Annotated in this window: 19 protein-coding genes; 8 read left to right on the top strand and 11 right to left on the bottom strand. The window is 72.1% G+C overall.

Translation table 11 applies throughout. The annotated features are described in order from the left end of the window. Positions 1-6: 6 nt before the first annotated feature. Positions 7-492 carry a carboxymuconolactone decarboxylase family protein gene (locus QF032_RS24360; protein ID WP_307045376.1) on the bottom strand — a complete coding sequence of 162 codons (486 nt, stop codon included), beginning with the start codon at positions 490-492 and terminating at the stop codon, positions 7-9. A gap of 32 nt (positions 493-524) precedes the next feature. Next, positions 525-1,952, bottom strand: a complete 1,428-nt coding sequence (gene pdxR, locus QF032_RS24355) for a MocR-like pyridoxine biosynthesis transcription factor PdxR (RefSeq protein WP_307045375.1) — start codon at positions 1,950-1,952, stop codon at positions 525-527. A 47-nt stretch (positions 1,953-1,999) separates the two neighbouring features. Here pdxR and QF032_RS24350 point away from each other — a divergent pair, with 47 nt between their 5' ends. After that, positions 2,000-2,617, top strand: coding sequence for a carboxymuconolactone decarboxylase family protein (locus QF032_RS24350; protein WP_307057482.1), 618 nt, complete (start codon positions 2,000-2,002; stop codon positions 2,615-2,617). A 37-nt stretch (positions 2,618-2,654) separates the two neighbouring features. Next, the gene (locus tag QF032_RS24345; protein ID WP_307045374.1) at positions 2,655-3,392 is read left to right on the top strand and encodes an isocitrate lyase/PEP mutase family protein; all 738 of its coding nucleotides are present in this window, start codon (positions 2,655-2,657) and stop codon (positions 3,390-3,392) included. A gap of 27 nt (positions 3,393-3,419) precedes the next feature. Here the strand turns inward: QF032_RS24345 and QF032_RS24340 are convergent, their stop codons facing one another. The 5 genes from QF032_RS24340 to QF032_RS24320 form a co-directional block, all read right to left on the bottom strand. Further along, positions 3,420-4,376: an ABC transporter substrate-binding protein gene (locus QF032_RS24340; protein WP_306949676.1), complete on the bottom strand. Its 957-nt coding sequence runs from the start codon at positions 4,374-4,376 to the stop codon at positions 3,420-3,422. A 1-nt stretch (position 4,377) separates the two neighbouring features. Next, entirely contained in the window at positions 4,378-6,339 is a 1,962-nt protein-coding gene (locus QF032_RS24335; RefSeq protein WP_307045373.1) for an ABC transporter permease, read from the bottom strand. A 1-nt stretch (position 6,340) separates the two neighbouring features. Beyond that, positions 6,341-7,456: a quaternary amine ABC transporter ATP-binding protein gene (locus QF032_RS24330; protein WP_307045372.1), complete on the bottom strand. Its 1,116-nt coding sequence runs from the start codon at positions 7,454-7,456 to the stop codon at positions 6,341-6,343. Beyond that, complete coding sequence (locus QF032_RS24325) at positions 7,456-8,985, bottom strand: GMC family oxidoreductase (RefSeq protein ID WP_307057480.1); 1,530 nt, start codon at positions 8,983-8,985, stop codon at positions 7,456-7,458. The genes QF032_RS24330 and QF032_RS24325 overlap by 1 nt, the downstream gene beginning before the upstream one ends. 81 nt (positions 8,986-9,066) lie before the next feature. Next, on the bottom strand, positions 9,067-10,605 hold the full coding sequence (locus tag QF032_RS24320) for an aldehyde dehydrogenase family protein (RefSeq protein ID WP_307057478.1): 1,539 nt from the start codon (positions 10,603-10,605) through the stop codon (positions 9,067-9,069). Positions 10,606-10,852: 247 nt separating this feature from the next. Between QF032_RS24320 and QF032_RS24315 the strand changes: the two genes are divergently transcribed. Continuing rightward, positions 10,853-11,695 carry a helix-turn-helix domain-containing protein gene (locus tag QF032_RS24315; RefSeq protein ID WP_307045370.1) on the top strand — a complete coding sequence of 281 codons (843 nt, stop codon included), beginning with the start codon at positions 10,853-10,855 and terminating at the stop codon, positions 11,693-11,695. Further along, positions 11,677-11,874, top strand: coding sequence for a DUF397 domain-containing protein (locus tag QF032_RS24310; protein WP_307045369.1), 198 nt, complete (start codon positions 11,677-11,679; stop codon positions 11,872-11,874). The genes QF032_RS24315 and QF032_RS24310 overlap by 19 nt, the downstream gene beginning before the upstream one ends. 71 nt (positions 11,875-11,945) lie before the next feature. Here the strand turns inward: QF032_RS24310 and QF032_RS24305 are convergent, their stop codons facing one another. The 4 genes from QF032_RS24305 to QF032_RS24290 all read right to left on the bottom strand — a co-directional run bounded on the left by QF032_RS24305 (position 11,946) and on the right by QF032_RS24290 (position 15,417). Continuing rightward, a complete protein-coding gene (locus QF032_RS24305) occupies positions 11,946-12,935 on the bottom strand; it encodes a malate dehydrogenase (protein ID WP_307045368.1) in 990 nt (329 codons plus the stop codon). A 401-nt stretch (positions 12,936-13,336) separates the two neighbouring features. Beyond that, positions 13,337-13,795 carry a helix-turn-helix domain-containing protein gene (locus tag QF032_RS24300; RefSeq protein WP_307057476.1) on the bottom strand — a complete coding sequence of 153 codons (459 nt, stop codon included), beginning with the start codon at positions 13,793-13,795 and terminating at the stop codon, positions 13,337-13,339. Positions 13,796-14,021: 226 nt separating this feature from the next. After that, the gene (locus QF032_RS24295; protein WP_306949685.1) at positions 14,022-14,573 is read right to left on the bottom strand and encodes a DUF3017 domain-containing protein; all 552 of its coding nucleotides are present in this window, start codon (positions 14,571-14,573) and stop codon (positions 14,022-14,024) included. Then, a complete protein-coding gene (locus tag QF032_RS24290) occupies positions 14,563-15,417 on the bottom strand; it encodes a bifunctional methylenetetrahydrofolate dehydrogenase/methenyltetrahydrofolate cyclohydrolase (RefSeq protein ID WP_307045367.1) in 855 nt (284 codons plus the stop codon). The genes QF032_RS24295 and QF032_RS24290 overlap by 11 nt, the downstream gene beginning before the upstream one ends. 283 nt (positions 15,418-15,700) lie before the next feature. On the opposite strand from QF032_RS24290, the gene QF032_RS24285 reads away from it, so the two are divergent. The 4 genes from QF032_RS24285 (at position 15,701) to QF032_RS24270 (ending at position 19,398) form a co-directional block, all read left to right on the top strand. Beyond that, entirely contained in the window at positions 15,701-16,330 is a 630-nt protein-coding gene (locus QF032_RS24285) for a hypothetical protein (RefSeq protein WP_307057474.1), read from the top strand. 277 nt (positions 16,331-16,607) lie between these two features. Further along, entirely contained in the window at positions 16,608-17,351 is a 744-nt protein-coding gene (locus QF032_RS24280) for an FHA domain-containing protein (protein WP_306949688.1), read from the top strand. Positions 17,352-17,386: 35 nt separating this feature from the next. Continuing rightward, positions 17,387-18,856, top strand: a complete 1,470-nt coding sequence (locus QF032_RS24275; protein ID WP_307057473.1) for a serine/threonine-protein kinase — start codon at positions 17,387-17,389, stop codon at positions 18,854-18,856. Between the two features lie 140 nt (positions 18,857-18,996). Beyond that, positions 18,997-19,398, top strand: coding sequence for a hypothetical protein (locus QF032_RS24270; RefSeq protein ID WP_307045364.1), 402 nt, complete (start codon positions 18,997-18,999; stop codon positions 19,396-19,398).

Raw genomic sequence — 19,398 nt, 5'->3', positions numbered from 1 at the left:
CCCGGGTTATTTCTTCGCCGGCTGGTAGGCGCCCGGGACCATGCGCGTCGCGACGGCGATGCGGTTGTAGGCGTTGATGACGGTGGCCGCCCAGATCAGCGCGGCGAGCTGCGCCTCGTCGAAGACCTCCGCCGCCTCGGCGTACACCGCGTCCGGCACGTGACCGTCGTGCACCAGGGTCACGGCCTCGGTCAACGCCAGTGCGGCGCGCTCGCGTTCAGAGAAGAACGGGGTCTCCCGCCAGGCGTTCAGCGCGTAGATGCGCTGCTCGGTCTCGCCCTCGGCGCGGGCGTCCTTGGTGTGCATGTCGAGGCAGAACGCGCAGCCGTTGAGCTGCGAGGCGCGGATCCTGACCAGCTCCAGGATCTCGGGTTCGACCTTGGCGTCGCGGGCGGCGGAAACCGCGGCACCGTGCAGGGCGCCCATCGCGGCGGAGACGTCGGGGGTTATCTTCTTGAGCGCCACGCGGGTCACGGAATTACTGTTCGTCATGGTGGGACTGTATCGGGGAAATTCCGGGAAATCTATCCGGGAAAAAGAATTCCGGAGCCGTCGTCGTCGACGGGAAGAGCGGCGCACAGGGCGTCCAGCGCGCCGGACCAGGCGTGGTCCGGCGGGGTGCCGTACCCCACGACCAGAGCGTCGAGCGGGGCGGCTACGGCGCCCGCGTGCCGATGGCGCGAGGTCAGACCGTCGACCGCAAGGCCTTGCCGGGCCGCCGCACGCACCACGGCCGCCTCCGTGCCCGGCGGCAGGCGCAGGACGGCGTGCAGGCCCGCCGCGATGCCGGTGACGCGGATCGCGGGAGCCCGGTCGGCCAGGACGGCGACCAGCGCGTCGCGGCGGCGGCGGTAGCGCGTGCGCATGGCCCGCACATGGCGGTCGTACGCGCCCGAGGCGATGAACTCCGCGAGCGTCAGCTGGTCCAGTGCCCCGCAGGTGTCCACCCCGCCCTTGGCCGCCGTCACCTCCTCCGCCACGCCCGGCGGCAGCACCATCCAGCCCAGCCGCAGGCCGGGGGCCAGCGACTTGCTCGCCGTGCCCAGGTACACCACGTGATCGGGGTCGAGCCCCTGGAGTGCGCCCACGGACTGGCGGTCGTAGCGGAACTCGCCGTCGTAGTCGTCCTCCAGGACCAGACCGCCGGTGCGCCGCGCCCAGTCCACGACGGCCGCCCGGCGGTCGTGGTGCAGCGGCACGCCCATCGGGAACTGGTGGGCGGGGGTCAGCAGGACCGCGCCGGCGTCCGTGGCCCCGGCCGTCGGGTCCGTGCCGCGTTCGTCGAACGGCAGGGCGGTGGTGGCCAGTCCCGCTTCCGCCAGCAGTCGCCAGTGCTCGTCCAGGCCGTAGGACTCGACGGCCACCGAGTGCGCCCCGCGCGCCCGCAGGACCCTCGCGAGGACGCGGAGGCCGTGCGAGAACCCGGCGCACACCACGATGCGGTCGGGGTCGGCGCGCACCCCGCGGGCGCGGGAGAGGTAGCCGGCGAGGGCGGTGCGCAGTTCCACCCGGCCGCGCGGGTCGCCGTAGCCGAAGGCGTCGGAGGGAGCCGCGGCCAGGGCGCGGCGGGCCGCCCTGAGCCATGCGCCGCGCGGGAAGGAGGAGAGGTCGGGGCTGCCCGACCGCAGGTCGTGGACGGGCCGGTGATCTGCGGGGCGGCGGGGGGCCGAGTTCGCCGGAGGCACGACGTGCCGTTCGGACACCCGGGTGCCCGAGCCCTGGCGGGCGGTGAGCCAGCCCTCGGCGACCAGGTCGGTGTAGGCGTCGGCGACCGTGTTGCGGGCGATGCCCAGGTCGGCGGCGAGGGAGCGGGAGGAGGGCAGCCGGGTGCCGGGCGGCAGCCGGCCGCTGCGGACCGCCTCGCGCAGACCGTCGGTCAGGCCCCGCCGCACCCGCGGCCCGGTCGGCTCCACGTGCAGGTCGACCCCGAAAGCGGCCCATGATTTCGCCATAGAAATGGACCATACTCCTGGGCTGCCTGACGCCTAGGGTCGAAGCCATGACGACCGACGCACCCGCCCCGACCACCACGACGAGCACGGTGACCAGCCCCGCGACCAGCCCCACGACCAGCCCCGCCATCGGCCCGGCGGCCGGCCCCGCGACCGGCGCCCCCGCCCGGGCCACCGGCGAGCGGGCGGACCACGCGCCCGAGCACACCCCCCGGCTGAACTGGTCCGCGCACGCCCCCGAGGTGTACAAGGCGATGCTCCGGCTGGACGCCGCCGCCCGTAAGGGCCTCGACCCGAAGCTGCTGGAACTGGTGAAGATCCGGGCCTCGCAGCTCAACCGCTGCGCGCTCTGCGTCGACATGCACAGCAAGGACGCGCTCGCGGCGGGCGAGAGCGTCGAGCGGATCGTCCAGCTCAGCGCCTGGGAGGAGTCGGGGCACTTCTACACGGAGCAGGAGCTCGCGGCGCTGGCGCTGACCGAGGCGGTGACGGTGCTGACGGAGGGCTTCGTGCCGGACGCGGTGTACGCGAGGGCTGCCGAGCACTTCGACGAGCCCGCCCTCGCGCAGCTGATCGCCGCGATCACGGTGATCAACGCCTGGAACCGGTTCGGCGTCACCTGCCGGCTGGTGCCGGGGCACTACCGGCCGGGGCAGCACAGGTGAGCCGGGCGGACGACGTCGACCGCGAGGAGTGGACGCCATGAGCGAGGCGGACGACTTCCGCCGGCTGCACCACGGCCGGCTGCCGGGCGACCCCCTGGTCCTGCCCGGCCCGTGGGACGCGGCCAGCGCCCGGGTCTTCGCCGAGGCGGGCTTCCCGGCGCTCGCGACGCCCAGCGCGGGCGTCGCCGCCTCCCTCGGGTACGCCGACGGGCAGACCCCGGCGGACGAGATGTTCGCGGCGGTCGCCCGGATCGTGCGGGCGGTGGACGTGCCGGTGTCCGCGGACGTCGAGGACGGGTACGGGCTGGCGCCGAAGGAACTGGTGGAGCGGCTGCTGGAGACGGGCGCCGTCGGCTGCAATCTGGAGGACTCCGTCGGCGGGGTCCTGAAGGACCCGCGGGAGCACGCAGAGTGGCTGGCGCGGGTGCGGGCGGAGGCGGGCGGCCTGCTCTTCGTGAACGCGCGTGTGGACGTCTTCGAGTACGGCGACGACGCTGGCGACCCCGAACGGGCCGTCGAGCGGGCCATCGAGCGGGCCGCGCTGTACGTCGCGGCCGGCGCCGACTGCGTGTACCCGATCGGCGCGCCGACCCGTCTGCTGCCGCTGCTGCGGTCGGGGATCCAGGGCCCGGTGAACGTGGGCGGACGGGTGGACGGCGAGGGCCCCTCGCCCGCCGGGCTCGGCGAACTCGGGGCCACGCGCGTCACGTTCGGGCCGGGTCTCCAGCGGCGGGCGGCGGCCGCCCTGCGGGAGATCAGCGCCGGTCTGGCGTAGCGGCAGCGGTCGGCGCACTCACCGCGCTCAGGACAGCCACGCCTTCCACTTCGAGGCGTGGCCGTCCACCCACTGCTTCGCCGCCTCCTCCGGCGTCATCTTCTGGTCGGCGATGGCCAGGGACACCTCGTTCTGGTCCTCGGTCGTCCACCTGAACTTCTTCAGGAACGCGGCCGCCTTCCCGCCGTCCTTCGCGAAGTCGGCGTTGAGGTACTTCTGCAGGGGGGTGTGCGGGTAGCCGCAGGCGACCTTCTCCGGGTCGGCGTCGCAGCCCTCCTTGTAGGCGGGCAGCTTCACCTCGGTCATGGGGACCTTCTTGAAGAGCCACTGCGGCGCGTACCAGTAGGTGAGGAAGGGCTTCTTCTCCTTGGCGAACTGCCGCATCTGGGTGATCTGGGCGGCCTCCGAACCGGCGAACACGACCTGGAAGTCCAGGTCCAGGTTGTTCACCAGCGCCTTGTCGTTGGTGACGTAGGAGGGCGAGCCGTCCATGAGCTGGCCCTTGCCGCCGCTCTCCGCGGTGGCGAACTGCGCCGCGTACTTGTTCAGGTTCTTCCAGTTCGTGACGTCCGGGTGCTGCTTCGCGAAGTACGTCGGCACGAACCAGCCGATGTGCCCGGTCACGCCGAGGTCGCCGCCGGGCGTGATCGTCTTCTTGTCCTTGACGTAGCGCTGTTCCTGCTCGGGGTGGCCCCAGTCCTCCAGGATCGCGTCGACCCGGCCCTGGCTGAGCGCGTCCCAGGCGGGCACCTCGTCGACCTGCACGGTGTCGACGCGGTAGCCCAGCTCGTGCTCGAGGAGGTACTGAGCGACGGCCACGTTGGCCTGGGCGCCCACCCAGGACTGCACGGACAGGGTGAGGCTCTTGGCGCCCTGCGCATTGGCGAACGGCGAGGCCTGCTTGGTCATGTCGGCGGCGCCGCAGCCGGTCAGCAGGAGCAGCGCGGACGCGCCGGCGACGGTCGCGGTGGTACGGATGCGCATGTCACGCCCCCTTCTTCGTACGGCGTTCCGTCGGCTGGGTCACCCGGTCGAGCATCAGGCCGAGGCAGACGATGGCCGCGCCGGCCACCAGACCGGTGGCGAGGTCGCCCTGGGCGAGGCCGAAGACGACGTCGTAGCCGAGCGCGCCGCCGCCGACCAGGCCGCCGATGATGACGACGGCGAGGACCAGCACCACGCCCTGGTTGAGGGCGAGCAGCAGCGCCGGGCGGGCCAGCGGGAGCTGCACCTGGCGGATCTGCTGGCCGCTGCTCGCGCCGAGCGAGCGGGCCGATTCCAGGGCGGCCGGGTCGACCTGGCGCAGTCCCTGGGCGGTGATGCGGACGACGGCGGGCAGCGCGTACACGACCGCGGCGGCCACGGCGGGCGCGCGGCCGACACCGAACAGCGCGACGACCGGGATCAGGTACACGAACTGCGGCATCGTCTGGAAGACGTCGAGAACGGGCCGCAGCAGCCGTTCGAAGCGGTCGCTGCGGGCGGCCGCGATACCGGTCGCGAAGCCCAGCACGAGGGTGACGGCGACCGCGGCGAGGACCTGCGACAGCGTGTCGAGCGACGGCTTCCACACGCCGAGGACGCCGATCGCGGCCATCGCGAGGACGGCGGTGAGCGCGGTGCGCCAGGTGCCGATCACCCAGGCGAGCGCGGCGACGATCAGCAGCACCGACCACCAGGGCAGGCCCTGGAGGCCGTCGCGCAGCGGGTCGAGGACCCAGGTGGTGAAGTGGCCGGCCCAGTCGGCGGTGCCGCCGATCACGGGCACCCCGGAGTAGAGGTGGTCGGTCATCCAGTCGACGGCCCGGTTGACCGGCTCGGCGATGTTCAGCGTCCAGGCGTCGGGCCAGTCGAGGCGGCCCGCGAGCCGTACGGCGACCGCGACGACGACGGTCGCGGCGAGCGCGGCCGCCCATCCCGCGCGGCGCGAGAGGCCGCCGTGCCGGGTTCCGGCGCCGGGGTCACCGTCACCGGCCGCGCCGGTGACCCGGTCCAGGACGACGGCGAGGAGGACGATCGGGATGCCGGCGGCGAGGGCCGCGCCGACGTCGACCGAGGCGAGCGCCTGGTAGACGCGGTCGCCGAGGCCGCCCGCGCCGATCACCGAGGCGATGACCGCCATGGACAGCGCCATCATGATCGTCTGGTTGAGGCCGAGCAGGAGTTCCTTGCGGGCCAGCGGGATGCGCGCGGTGAGCAGGCGTTGCCGGGCGGTGGCGCCGAGCGACTCGACGGCTTCGAGCACCTCCTTGTCGGCGCCGCGCAGGCCGAGCGAGGTGAGCCGGGCCATCGGCGGCGCGGCATAGACGACGGTGGCGAGGACGGCCGCGGGGACGCCGATGCCGAAGATCAGGACGACCGGGAGCAGGTAGGCGAAGGCGGGCAGCACCTGCATGGTGTCCAGGACGGGGCGCAGGATGCGGTCCATCCGGTCCGAGAGCCCGGCGGCGAGGCCGAGCACGGCGCCGACGGCGACCGACACGAGGACCGCGACGACCATCAGCGCGAGGGTCTGCATGGTCGGGATCCACATGCCGAGCAGTCCGCAGGCGAGGAACGCGACGGCGGTGCCGGCGGCCAGTCGTACTCCGGCGACCCGCCAGGCGATCAGCGCGGCGGCGACGGTGACGCCCGCCCAGCCGGCCGCGAGCAGCACCAGGTAGACGGCTCGCACGCAGAGCACGACGGCGTTGCTGACGTAGCCGAAGCCGTAGAGGAACAGGGGGTGGCTGTCGCGGTTGTCGATGATCCAGTCGCTGGCCCTGCCGAGCGGCTCGGTGAGGTCGACGGTGAGGGCGGCGGGCCAGCTGCCGCTGGCCCACTGGGCGTTGGCGAGCGGCACGAGGACCGCCGCGGCGAGCGCGAGCAGCGCGAGCTTGGCGACCGAGCGGTGTTTGAGGACCCCGGGCAGGGAGACACGGGGGGCGGGTGCGGTGACCGTAGCCATGTCAGACCGCCTCCTTGCGGAGCTCCGTTCCGGCCACGACGTCCAGGAGCCGTTCGTGATCGACGACCCCCAGACACCGGCCGTCCTCCACGACGCACGCCGGCTTGTGGCTGCGCGACACGACCTGGATCGCCTCGGCGACCACCGCGTCGGCGGCGAGCGCGCCCGGGTGGCCGGGGCCGCCGCACTCGCCGGCCCGCATGGCCCGGCGGACCGTCATGACCTGCTCGCGCGGGACGTCGCGGACGAACTCGCGGACGTAGTCGTCGGCGGGCGAGCCGACGATCTCCTCGGGGGTGCCGAGCTGCACCACCGCGCCGTCGCGCATGAGGGCGATGCGGTCGCCGAGCTTGAGGGCCTCGCTGAGGTCGTGGGTGATGAAGACCATCGTGCGGCCCTCCTCCCGGTGCAGCCGGACGACCTCCTCCTGCATGTCGCGCCGGATCAGCGGGTCGAGGGCGCTGAACGGCTCGTCGAAGAGCAGGACCTCGGGGTCCACGGCGAGCGCGCGGGCCAGTCCGACGCGCTGGCGCTGCCCGCCGGACAGCTCGCTGGGCCTGCGGTGCTCCATGCCCTCCAGGCCGACCTTCTCGACGACCTGCCGGGCCCGGGCGCGCCGCTCGGCCTTGCCGACGCCCTGTATCTCCAGGCCGTAGGCCACGTTGTCGACGACGGTGCGGTGCGGGAGCAGGCCGAAGTGCTGGAAGACCATCGCGGCCCGGTGCCGGCGCAGTTCGCGCAGCCGGTTCTTGTCCATGGCGCGGACGTCCTCGCCCTCGATGGCGATGCGGCCGGCGGTCGGCTCGATCAGCCGGGTCAGACAGCGCACGAGGGTGGACTTGCCGGAGCCGGACAGGCCCATGACGACGAAGACCTCGCCCTTGCGCACGTCGAAGGAGACGTCCCGGACGGCGGCGGTGCAGCCGGTGCGGGAGCGGAGGTCGGCGGGGGGCAGGGAGGCCAGTTCGGGGTCGCCGGGGACGGTCTCGGCCTTCGGGCCGAACACCTTCCACAGGCCGTCCACCGAGAAGACCGGCGGGCGCTCCTCGATGCTGGTGTGGGCGGTCGTGTCGGTATGGGTGTCGATAGCGGTGTCGGTGCTCGGGTCGGTACTCATCAGGCATCGCCTCCGATCAGGTCCACGGCCCGTTCGCCGACCATCAGCACGCCGATCATCGGGTTCACGGCTGTCATGGTCGGGAACACGGAGGCGTCCGCGATGCGGATGCCGTCCAGTCCACGGATTCGCAACTGGGGGTCCACGACGGCGAGTTCGTCGTCGGCGGCGCCCATCTTGCAGGTGCCGGCAGGGTGGTAGACGGTGTGCGCGACCTTGCGCGCGTACTCGCTCAGCTCCTCGTCGCCCGTGATGTGCGGGCCGGGCGCGACCTCGCGCTTGAGCCAGCCGGCCAGCGGCTCGGTCCTCGCGATCTCGCGGGCGATGCGGATGCCGTCGACGAGGGTGCGGGCGTCGTAGTCGTCCTCGTCGGTGAAGTAGCGGAAGTCCAGCGCGGGCTTGACGGCCGGGTCGGCGCTCCGCAGGGAGAGCCGTCCGCGGGACTTCGGCTTGGGGATGTTGGGAGTCATCGACACGCCGTGCGCGGGGCGTTCGTAGCCGAGCCGCTCGGGGTTGTCGGTGAAGGGGACCTGGTAGAAGTGGAACATCAGGTCGGGGCCCGGGTGCTCGGGGTCGCGGCGCACGAACAGCCCGGCGTCGGAGTCCATCGCGGAGTTCTCCGGGAGCGGCCCGTGGGTCTCCCAGACGATGACCGACTCGGGGTGGTCGAGCAGGTTCTCGCCGACGCCGGGCAGGTCGTGGACGACGGGGATGCCGAGCGCGTCCAGGTCGGCCTTGGGGCCGATGCCGGAGTGCAGCAGCAGCCGAGGCGTGTCGACCGCGCCGGCGCAGAGCACGACCTCGCGGCGGGCGCGGACGAGGATCTCCTCGCCGTCCTGGGTGCGTACGTGCACGCCCCGCGCGTGGGCGCCGTCCAGCTCCAGCCGGTACGCCCAGGTCTCCAGGAGGATCGTCAGGTTGGGTCGTTCGTCCATCACCGGGTGGAGGTAGGCGACGGAGGCGGATGACCGCTTGTTGGTCTCGGGGTGGTAGGCGAGGTCGAAGAACCCGACGCCGTCGTCGAAGGGCTTGCTGTTGAAGCCTTCGACGCGGGGTACTCCGGTCGCCTGCCGCGCGGCGTCGACGAAGTCGCGGGCGATGGCGTTGCGGTCCTTCTCGTCGACCGGAACGATGTTGTTCAGCAGGCGCGCGTAGTACGCCTCCATCGGGACCGCGCCCCAGCCCTCGGCGCCGGCCGCCTCCCACTCGTCGAAGTCGGACGGCAGCGGCTTGAACGCGATGAGCGTGTTGTGGGAGGAGCAGCCGCCGAGGACGCGCGCCCGGCTGTGCCGGATGTGGGAGTTGCCGCGCGGCTGCTCGGTGGTCGGGTAGTCGTAGTCGAGCTCGCCGCCGAGCAGGCCCGTCCAGCGGCGCAGGGTGAGGACGTCGTCGCGGCCGACGTCGCTGGGGCCGCCCTCGATGACGGCGACGGTGGTGTCGGGGTTCTCGGTGAGCCGGGAGGCGATGACGGAACCGGCGGTTCCGCCTCCGACTATCACGTAGTCATAGACGGGTGAGGTCTCTGGCATGAGGGGTACTCCAGGGGCGTGCGAAGTCTGTGCGAAGTGCGTTCGGGGAGGGAGGCGGGGTCTGCGGGGCCTGTCGGCGGGTCAGCCCGCGAACCAGCGGACGGGCTTGGGCGCGAGGTTCTGGTAGACGTGCTTGGCCTCGCGGTACTCGGCGAGTCCGGCCGGCCCGAGTTCGCGGCCCACGCCGCTCTTGCCGAAGCCGCCCCACTCCGCCTGCGGCAGATAGGGGTGGAAGTCGTTGATCCAGACGGTGCCGTGGCGCAGCCGGCCGGCGACCCGCCGCGCGCGGCCCGCGTCGGCGGTCCAGACGCCGCCGGCGAGGCCGTACTCGGTGTCGTTGGCGAGAGCGACGGCCTCGTCCTCGGTGCGGAAGGTCTCGACGGTGAGGACAGGTCCGAAGACCTCCTCCCGCACGACCCGCATCTCGCGGTGGCAGCGGTCGAGGACGGTGGGTTCGTAGAAGTAGCCCGACCCGGGCCGTTGCGGGGAGGGTTCGGGCCGCCTGCCGCCGGAGCGCAGCACGGCGCCCTCGGCGAGCGCGGAGGCCACGTACTCCTCGGTCTTGGCGCGCTGCTGCTCGGAGACGAGCGGGCCGCACTCGACGCCGTCCTCGGTGCCGCGCCCGAGCCGGATCTTCCCGGCCCGGCGGGCGAGTTCGTCGACGAAGCGGTCGCGGACGGACTCCTCGACGATGAGCCGGGAGCCCGCCGAGCAGACCTGGCCGCTGTGGATGAAGGCCGCGTTGAGGGCCTGGTCGACGGCGGTGTCGAAGCCCTCGTCGGTGGCGCAGGCGTCGGCGAAGACCACGTTGGGGTTCTTGCCGCCGAGTTCGAGGGCGACCTTCTTGACGGTGGGCGCGGCGGCCTGCGCGACCTTCGTGCCGCTGACCAGGCCGCCGGTGAAGGAGACCAGGTCGACGTCGGGGTGTTCGGCGAGCCGGGCGCCGACCGTGTGGCCGGGACCGGTGACGATGTTCGCGACGCCGGCGGGGAGTCCCGCCTCGGCGAGCAGGTCGATCAGCGCGACCGTGGTCAGCGGCGTGATCTCGCTCGGCTTGACGACGAAGGAGTTGCCGGCGGCCAGCGCCGGGGCGATCTTCCAACTCGCCTGGAGCAGCGGGTAGTTCCACGGCGTGATCAGCGCGCACACGCCGACCGGCTCGTGGACGACGACGCTGTGGACGTCGGCCGATCCCGCGTCCACCACCCGGCCCGACGACTCGGCGGCCACCAGACCCGCGAAGTAGCGGAAGGCGTCGGCGACGCAGTCGATGTCGACGCGGCCCTCTTCGAGGGTCTTGCCCGCGTCCCGGCTCTCCAGCAGGCCGAGCCGTTCGCGGTCGCGGACGAGGAGGTCGGCGACGCGGTACAGCAGGGCCGCACGCTCGGCGGCGGGGGTGCGCGGCCACGCGCCCTCGTCGAAGGCGGCACGGGCGGCCGCGACCGCCAGGTCGGTGTCCTTCTCGTCGCCTTCGGCGACCACGGCGAAGGGGCGGCCGTCCGCGGGGTCGATGATCTCGCGGGTGGCGCCGGAGACGGCTTCCCGCCATTCTCCGCCCGAGTGAATCGTCCGGTGCTCCCGCAGCTGCGGCATGTGCGGCGGTTCGGTCCTGTCGGCCATGATCGGCGTTGCCTTCCGTTCCTGTTCCGTCCCCCTGTGTCACCCCCGGGTCACACGGGGACTGCGTCCACCTGCCCCCGACCTCGCATTGCATGCGCAATTCGCGGCCGAAAGTGCCTGGGGTCACGGAACTTGCTCGCATAAGCGGACAAATAGTATCGGGACGACCGAGTGGACTGAACTCCACGGAGAGTTGAATTACCCTTCGTGTTCCTGCCGCCACGCAGAGCCGCGAAGGAGTCGCCCCATGCCTGCGAGACGAGTGGTCACCGGCCGCAGCCAACAGCCCCGCAAACGCTTCGCCGAGGAGCTGCGGCTGCTGCGCAACGGCCGCGGCGAGAGCCTGCGGGAGCTGGCCGAGCGCCTGGGCTGGGACGCGTCCACGCTCGGCAAGATGGAGAGCGGGACGAACCTGGGCAGCCCCGAGGTCGTCGAAGCACTGGACACGCATTACGGAACGCCGGGACTGCTGCTGGCCCTGTGGGAAGTCGCGATGGGCGACAACAGTCAGTTCAAGGAGCAGTACCGCAGGTACATGGACCTGGAGGCGGAGGCGCTGAGCCTGTGGCACTACGGCGTGAGCACCGTGCATGGCCTGCTGCAGACGGCGGAGTACGCGCGTGAGGTTCTCACGCTGGGCGGACTCAAGGGGCCAGAGCTGGACCAGCAGGTCGAAGCCCGCACGGGCCGAAGGAAGTTGCTGGAGGGAGAGGACGCGCCACCCTTCCGCGCCATCGTCTCCGAGGCGGTCCTGCGTACGCCACTGCGCATGCCTCAGGAGTGGCGGGAACAGCTGGAGTACCTGCTCGAGGTCTGCGAGCGCCCGAATGTCACTCTCCAGGTGCTACCGCTGTGCGCCGGTCTTCACGGACTGGTCAGCACCGACATGATGTTCCTCCGGCTGCCCGACGGCGTCACCGTGGCGTACGCGGAGACCGCTCACCGGGGCGAACTGGTCGAGGAAATCCGAGCAGTTGAGCTACTTCTACGGCGTTACGATGCGATGCGTGACCAGGCGCTTTCCCCAGCCGAGTCACGGAAGTTCATCATGCGAATGTTGGAGGAAGTGCCGTGCGAGCCATCGACCTGAGCAACGTCACCTGGCGCAAGTCCAGCTACAGCAACCCCGACGGAGGAGCGTGCCTCGAAGTCGCCGATCACATCCCGGCCGTCGTCCCGGTCCGGGACAGCAAGACCCCCGAGCGCGGAGCGGTCCTCTTCGGGCTCGGCGCGTGGGCGAGCTTCCTGGACGCCCTCAAGCAGAGCTGAACGCGCAGGCGAACGCGAGCGATCCCCGGACGGTCCAACCGTCCGGGGATCGCTTTGCGTTCAGGTCGGGCTCAGATCAGGCCGAGTGCGCGAACCGCCTCGCGCTCCTCCGCCAGCTCCTGCACCGACGCGTCGATGCGGGCGCGGGAGAACTCGTTGACGTCCAGGCCCTGGACGATCTCGTAGACGCCGTCCTTCACGGTGACCGGGAAGGAGGAGATCAGGCCCTCCGGGACGCCGTAGGAGCCGTCCGACGGGATGCCCATGGAGGCCCAGTCGCCGTCCGCCGTGCCGTTCACCCACGTGTGCACGTGGTCGATCGCGGCGTTGGCGGCCGACGCGGCGGAGGACGCGCCACGGGCGTCGATGATGGCCGCGCCGCGCTTGGCGACGGTCGGGATGAAGTCCTCGGCCAGCCACTTCTCGTCGTTGACGACCTCGGCGGCGTTCTTGCCGGCGATCGTGGCGTGGAAGATGTCCGGGTACTGGGTGGCGGAGTGGTTGCCCCAGATCGTCAGGCGCTTGATGTCGGCGACCGTCGAGCCCGTCTTCTTCGCGAGCTGGGTCAGCGCGCGGTTGTGGTCGAGACGGGTCATCGCGGTGAAACGCTCGGCCGGTACGTCCGGGGCGGCGGCCTGGGCGATCAGGGCGTTGGTGTTGGCCGGGTTGCCGACGACGAGGACCTTGATGTCGTCCGCGGCGTGGTCGTTGATGGCCTTGCCCTGCGGCTTGAAGATGCCGCCGTTGGCCTCGAGGAGGTCACCGCGCTCCATGCCCTTGGTGCGCGGGCGGGCGCCGACGAGGAGGGCCACGTTGGCGCCGTCGAAGGCGACGTTGGCGTCGTCGGTGATGTCGATGCCCTGGAGCAGCGGGAACGCGCAGTCGTCCAGTTCCATGGCGGTGCCCTCGGCGGCCTTGAGCGCCGGGGTGATCTCCAGCAGGCGCAGCCTGACGGGCACGTCCGCGCCGAGCAGCTGGCCGGAGGCGATGCGGAAGAGCAGGGCGTAACCGATCTGGCCGGCCGCGCCGGTCACGGTGACGTTCACGGGAGTGCGGGTCATGGCGTTCTCCGTATGACAGCTGTCGGTGGGGCGTCCCTGCCCCGGGTGGGACGTACAAATGATCGATCTCTTGGTATCAAGAGATCCGATCAGCGGTCAGGCTATCGCGCATCCGGGATGCCGGACGTCCGGGGTTGTGTGGCCCGCTTCACAGAGTGCCTCTCGGCGTACGGGAGACCCGCACGAAGCGGCGGCCGCCGGTCCGGGAGAGGGGGATCGGCGACCGCCGTGTGGGGGTGCCGGGTCGCGCCGGACTCCCGTGGGGGTACGGGTGCGCCTTCCCGGAGCGGAGGCGGCTATTCCTGTGCGGGCGGCATTTTTTCTCAGGCCGGTTCCGCCCGCGTCCCTTTCAGGAGTGCGCGGCGCCGGCCTCGGGGCTCCGCCGTCGAGGTCGCCGTCACTCAGCCGAAGGCGACCGCGCCTCCGACGGCGGCCAGCAGCAGCGCCAGCAGGAGCAGGGCCGCGTAGAGCAGGAGCCGTCCGGCCGGTCCGGGCGCGGGCTGCGGGGCGGGCTCCTCGAGCCGGTCCCACCAGGGGACCGTCGGATCCTCCTCGTAGGCCTCGGCCGGGTTCGCCGACGCCTGCCGCGGCCAGGCCTCGACCGCCAACTCCCAGCGGACGACGTGCCGTTCGGCCTCCGCGCCGGCCAGTCCCGCCACCCGGCACAGCGCGGCGACGGCCTGCCGGGGCGGCGGCTGGACGGCGTTGAGATAGCGCTGCCAGGACGACTTGCTGTACGCGGTGCGCGCACCGAGCGCGGCCAGGCTGAGGCCCGTACCGTCCTTGAGCTGCCGCAACTGTTCCACGAAGTGCCGTACCTCCGACGGCAGCCCGTCCGGCAGCGGCTGCCAGGCGCCCATCCCGCCCACCTTCCCTTCGGTTCGTTGAGGGGACGACGCGGGGCGGCCGGTCGGTTCCCCTGCCGGGGGCGACTGCGCCCGGGCGCGCGCCCGGTAGCGGAACGGTCACTTCCGTGCCACAGCGTCCGGACAGCTGTTGAACAGGCCGTTCGCGATGCGAGAGCGTGGCACACGTCGGCGGCCCGTCCTTCTCGGGGGATGAGGACGGGCCGCCGGTCGTGTGCCGTCAGCTGCTGTCGACCGTGAAGTGCAGGGTGTCCTTGAGGAACGGGATCTGCAGCCACGGCTCCGGCTGCGCCATCAGCGCCAGCAGGACGATGACCGTGCCGAGCACCCCGTAGGTCACGATGTCGGTGAAGCGGGAGCGCACCGCGAGCATGCCGACGCCGGGCAGCAGCCAGCGCAGGACCGCGCCGGTCAGCAGTCCGACGCCGATCAGGATGGTGCCGATCCGGAACTGGTCGAGCGCGGTCACCAGCAGGCCGAGCGCGACGATGCCCAGCACCGCGATGATCGGCCACTGCCGGGCGGCCAGCGCGTCGCCGGGCGCGGCCCGCCCGGCGCCCTCGGGACGCGCGGTGTCCCGGGTGAACTTGGGGAAGCGGCGGGTGGTGCGACGCGGCACGCCGTCGGCGTCGGGCGCGCTGATCGGATCCCGCACCTCGATCTCGTCGCCGCCACCGGCACCGCGCTCGACCCGGTGGTCGCCCCCGTCGGCGATACGGCCGTCGGTGCCGTCCATGTCGTCGGTCTTCCCGGAGACGCCGTCAGCCGACACTGCGCTCCGCCGCCTCGACCACGTTGACGAGCAGCTGGGCGCGGGTCATCGGGCCCACCCCGCCGGGGTTCGGGGAGACCCAGCCGGCCACCTCGCGGACGTCCGGGTGGACGTCGCCGACGATCTTCCCCTCCGCGTTGCGGGAGACGCCGACGTCGAGCACCGCCGCGCCCGGCTTGACGTCCTCGGCCCGGACCAGGTGGGCGGAGCCGGCGGCGGCGACGATGACGTCGGCCCGCTTCAGGTGCGCCGAGAGGTCCCGGGTGCCGGTGTGGCACTGCGTCACCGTGGCGTTCTCGCTGCGCCGGGTCAGCAGCAGCGGCATCGAACGGCCGATGGTGACGCCACGGCCGATCACCACGACCTCCGCGCCCTTGATCTCCACGCCGTACCGGCGCAGCAGCGTGAGCACGCCGTTGGGGGTGCAGGGCAATGGGGCGGGCTCGTTGAGGACCAGCCGGCCGAGGTTCGTCGGGTGCAGGCCGTCGGCGTCCTTCGCCGGGTCCATCAGCTCCAGGATCCGGTTCTCGTCGATGCCCCTGGGCAGCGGGAGCTGGACGATGTAACCGGTGCAGGCGGGGTCGTCGTTCAGTCCGCGGACGACCGCCTCGATCTCCTCCTGGGTGGCCGTGTCGGGCAGCTCGAGCTGGATGGACGCGATGCCGACCTCGGCGCAGTCGCGGTGCTTGCCGGCCACGTACTTCTGGCTGCCGGGATCGGCGCCGACGAGGATCGTGCCGAGGCCGGGCGTCACGCCCTTCTCCTTCAGCGCCGCCACTCGGGCGGTCAGATCGGACTTGATCTCGGCTGCGGTGGCCTTGCCATCGAGAATCTGGGCGGTCATGGTCCCATCCTCTCGGATGACGGCCTCCCGGTTCCAATCCGGGTGAACCCGTACGGAGGCGGCGGCTGGGGCCGTCAGGTGTGCGGACGTGATCGTTGATGTTGCACTTGCACAACACATGCTCTTTGCCGCGGAATGCGGCTGGACAACAAACCGGCCATTGCAGAACGATTGACGGCACAGTGCCGCGGGCAGTACCGGGGGGACGGACCGCATCTGTAGAACTTTCCTCCGAGCCAGGCCGCGCGTCCCCGCACTCGAACGCAACGGAGGAAGGACCGCCATGAGTTTCGGCGACCCGAACAACCCCTACGGCCCGCCGCCCCAGCAGCCCCCGACCGCTCCGGGCTACGGCTACCCCCAGCAGCCTCCGGCGCCGACCGGCCCACCGCCGGGTTACGGATTCCCGCAGCAACCGGCGTACCCCGGTTACCCGGGGGGCAACGCCATGCCACAGTCGATGCCCGGCCTGATGGTCACCGCGCGGGTCATGCTCTACATCGTGGCTGCCGTGCAGGCCCTGATCGGCATCTCCGCCATGTTCGGCGCCGCGACCATCAACGACGCGTCCAACGCCGGCGAGGACACCTTCGGCGGGAACAGCTTCTCCGATCTGGGCCACGCCTCGGCCGGCATCATCTTCGTCATGGCGTTGCTTTTCCTCGGCCTGGCCGGCTTGTCCATCACCCTGGGCGTCAAGTTCAGCCGGGGCGGACAGGGCATCCGCATCACGACGATGATCTACGGCATCCTCGGCGCGCTCTTCGGCCTGCTCATCCTGATCGGCGCGGCCGACGCCGGCTCCTCCGCGGTTCTGATCTGGGCGTTGCTGTGGATCGGCTTCGGCGGCGTCATGGCGGCCGCCATGATCGCCCCGACCGGTTCGGCCTGGTTCAACCGCCCGCGCTACTGACCGCGGGCGCGCTGTCGACCGCTCGGGAACCGGAGGCGCTATGAACCGGTCGGTGAGCGCCGCAACGGCGTCTTCTCGTCACTCTCGACGGGGCCGTGTCACCACGTGACACGGCCCCGTTCCGTACGTCCCGCGCGCCGGCGCCCGTCCACGCGCGTCCCGCACGCCGCCCGCCGACCACGTCGGGGAAAGTCTCGTGGTCCGTGCGGAGCCTCCGTTAATCTGCCCCCCTCGGGCTGGGGGCTCGCCCCCAGCCATCGGAGGAGGGGACGACTCCATGTACAGCCTCATCGTCGTGCCACCGCCGTGTGACGGCGCCGCCGAACAGATCAGGGTCTCCACGGGGGAACGGCTGACGTTCGGCAGGGCCGCCGGCGACGGCGGCGGCCTCGTCATCGCTCACGCGGGAGTCCCCCGGGCCGCCGGGGAGATCACCGCGCACCGTTCGTTCTGGCTGCTCAGCAACCACAGCGAGGACCAGACCTACGTGGTGGAGAACCCGGAGGGCGCGGGCGAGCACATGAAGGTGGCGCCGGGCCGGCAGGAGGCGCCCGTGCCGTTCGAGTTCTCGCGCGTCGTCCTGCCCGCCGGCGGCGATCTGCTCGCCTTCGAGGTCTGGGCGCCATGCCACGCCTTCCGCAGCGTCGCCCGCCACGGGCTGTCCGGGGAGCGCACCGCTGCGGCGTTCTCCCTCGACCGCACCAAACGGTACTTCGCGGTCCTGGCCGCCCTGTGCGAGCCGCGTCTGCGCGGCGAACCGCACGCCCCGCCGCCCGCCGTGGAAGAACTCGTGGACCGATTGCGGCCCGTCTGGCCCGGGGTCAGCCGCTCCGCCGTGTACTGGAACGTCGACTACCTCGCGGTCAAACTGCGGCTTCGGCCCGACCCGGACGTGCCGGAGCCCGGCCGGCGCTTCAACGGCCGGAAGGAGTCGCTGGTGTCCCTGGCGCTCCGGTTCGACCTGGTCCGCGAGGACGACCTCGGGGTGCTCACCCCGTCCCTGAGCGGTGCGGGCCGGTGACCGGTCGGACGCGCGGGTCCCACGGACCGCACACCGTGCCCGTCCCGAAGGGCTACCGGGTCGGCCGCTGGGAGGTGCGCGAGCCCCTCGCGTCCGGCTCCTTCGCGACCGTGTACGCGGCCAGGAACACCCGGCCCGGCGCCGCGCTGCCGCCGGTCGCGGCGCTGAAGTTCCTGCCGACCGGCACGCGCACCCCCCGCCAACTGCACCACCTGCGGGAACTGGCCGCACGAGAGGTCGAGTTGCTCCAGCGGATCCGGGCGCCCCGGCTGATCCGCATGCACGAGACGCTCACTGTCGAGGACCCGGACCGTCCCGAACTCGACGGCGCCACCGTGCTCGTCCTGGAGCGGGCCGAGGGCTCTGTGGACGCCCTGCTCGACCGCGATCCGGTCCCGGAAGCCGGACCCGAGCTGCTCGCCCAGGTCTGTGCGGGCCTGAGCCAGTTGCACCGCGCCGGCTGGGTCCACGGCGACCTGAAACCGGGCAACGTCCTGCTGATGAAGGACGGTTCGGTACGCCTGGCCGATTTCAACACGGCCGCCGAACTCGAAGGCACCCACGCCTACTCGCTCGCCTTCGCCACGCAGGACTACACCCCGCCCGAACTGCTGTGGCCCGAGGTCAGCGAACGCGGCACGCCGGTCCGCCCCACCGCCGACGTCTGGGCCTACGGGGTCCTGGCGCACGTGGTCCTCACCGGCTCGTACCCGTTGCCGGGCGCGTCGGCCGAGGCCCGCAGCGACGCGGCGGTGCGATACGCCCGGGGTGCGGAGGAACTGCGCCTCTCGCCCCGGCTCCCGGCCGACTGGCGGCAGATCGTCACCGACTGCCTGTCCCGCACCCACCGAGACCGGCTCGTCCATGACACCGGCGCGCTCCTGCGCCGCGTGGAGGCGGCGGCGGGCGTCACCGACTCCGCCCGCCCGGCGCGTCCGGCCTGGTTACCCCGTCCGGCTCGCCTGGGCCGCCTCTCCCGCCTGCTCCGCTCGCCCTGGTCGCGCACGCGCAGACGGCGCGGTCCCGCCCTGGTCGGCGCCGTCGCCGGGGCGCTCCTGGCCGCAGCCGGGGGCGTCACGTACGCGACCCTGCGGGACAGCGGCCCGTCGTACGGCTACCACCGCTGCCCGTACGCGTCCGTCTGCTTCTTCAGCGAGCAGAACGGCAACGGCGAGATGTGCGCGTGGGAGGACAGCGACCCCGACTGGCTGTCCGGCCGGGAAACCTGCATGTGGACCGCCGACCGCCCGGTGAGGTCGATCTACTACAACGCCGACGACTCCACGGACCTGGGCGGCGTCGCCTACTACCGGGGCCGCGACTACACCCCCGTCGGAGCGGACGTCACCCGCCCCCGCAGCCGCTTGCGCACCGGCTGCACCTCCCAGCGCGCCCAGGGCAATCTGGCCGGCACGTACGCGCCCCTGTCCCACCGGTTCATCGCACACTGCGGCGACGGGGGCGACGGGGGCGACGGACGACCCTCCACGCCGCCGAGCCGGTGACGAGGTCACGCGCGGGACCGGCATACCTGGAAAGTTCCAGGGACCCCTCCGGCGTCGGGCCTCCTACTCTGAGCGCGACCGACTGCACAGAGCGACCGGCTGCGCAGCAGAAGGCTTCCGACAAACAGGGGGAAAAGATCATGTCCGGACACACGGTGCGCAAAGCGGCCGCCACCCTCACTGCGGCGTTCACTCTCGCGAGCGCGGGCGTCCTGGCCGGCGGTACCCCCGCGAGTGCCGCGACCTGCTACGACGGCGCGACCTACTTCTCCGGCGAGAGCCGCTACCACCCCAGCTCCGGCACGTACACGACGACCTCCCGGTGCAACGACATCAACGTCAAGATCGCCAACCTGCTGATCACCCCCTACCGCAACGTCAAGGTGTGCTTCTACCCGAGCTCGTCGCCCTCGTACTGCCAGAGCAACTACACGAGGGTCGACAGCGACTGGACGGTCGTCGCCACCGACGTGCGCGACGGCACCCGGTACCGGCTCCTGTTCGAGAACAGTTCCTGGGTGCAGGCCTACCGGGCCGCCTGA

This window comes from Streptomyces achromogenes, from assembly GCF_030816715.1.
GTDB classification, from domain to species: domain Bacteria; phylum Actinomycetota; class Actinomycetes; order Streptomycetales; family Streptomycetaceae; genus Streptomyces; species Streptomyces achromogenes_A.
The sequence above is the reverse complement of the archived record's forward strand: the minus strand, read 5'-3'. Positions and strand labels throughout refer to the sequence as shown.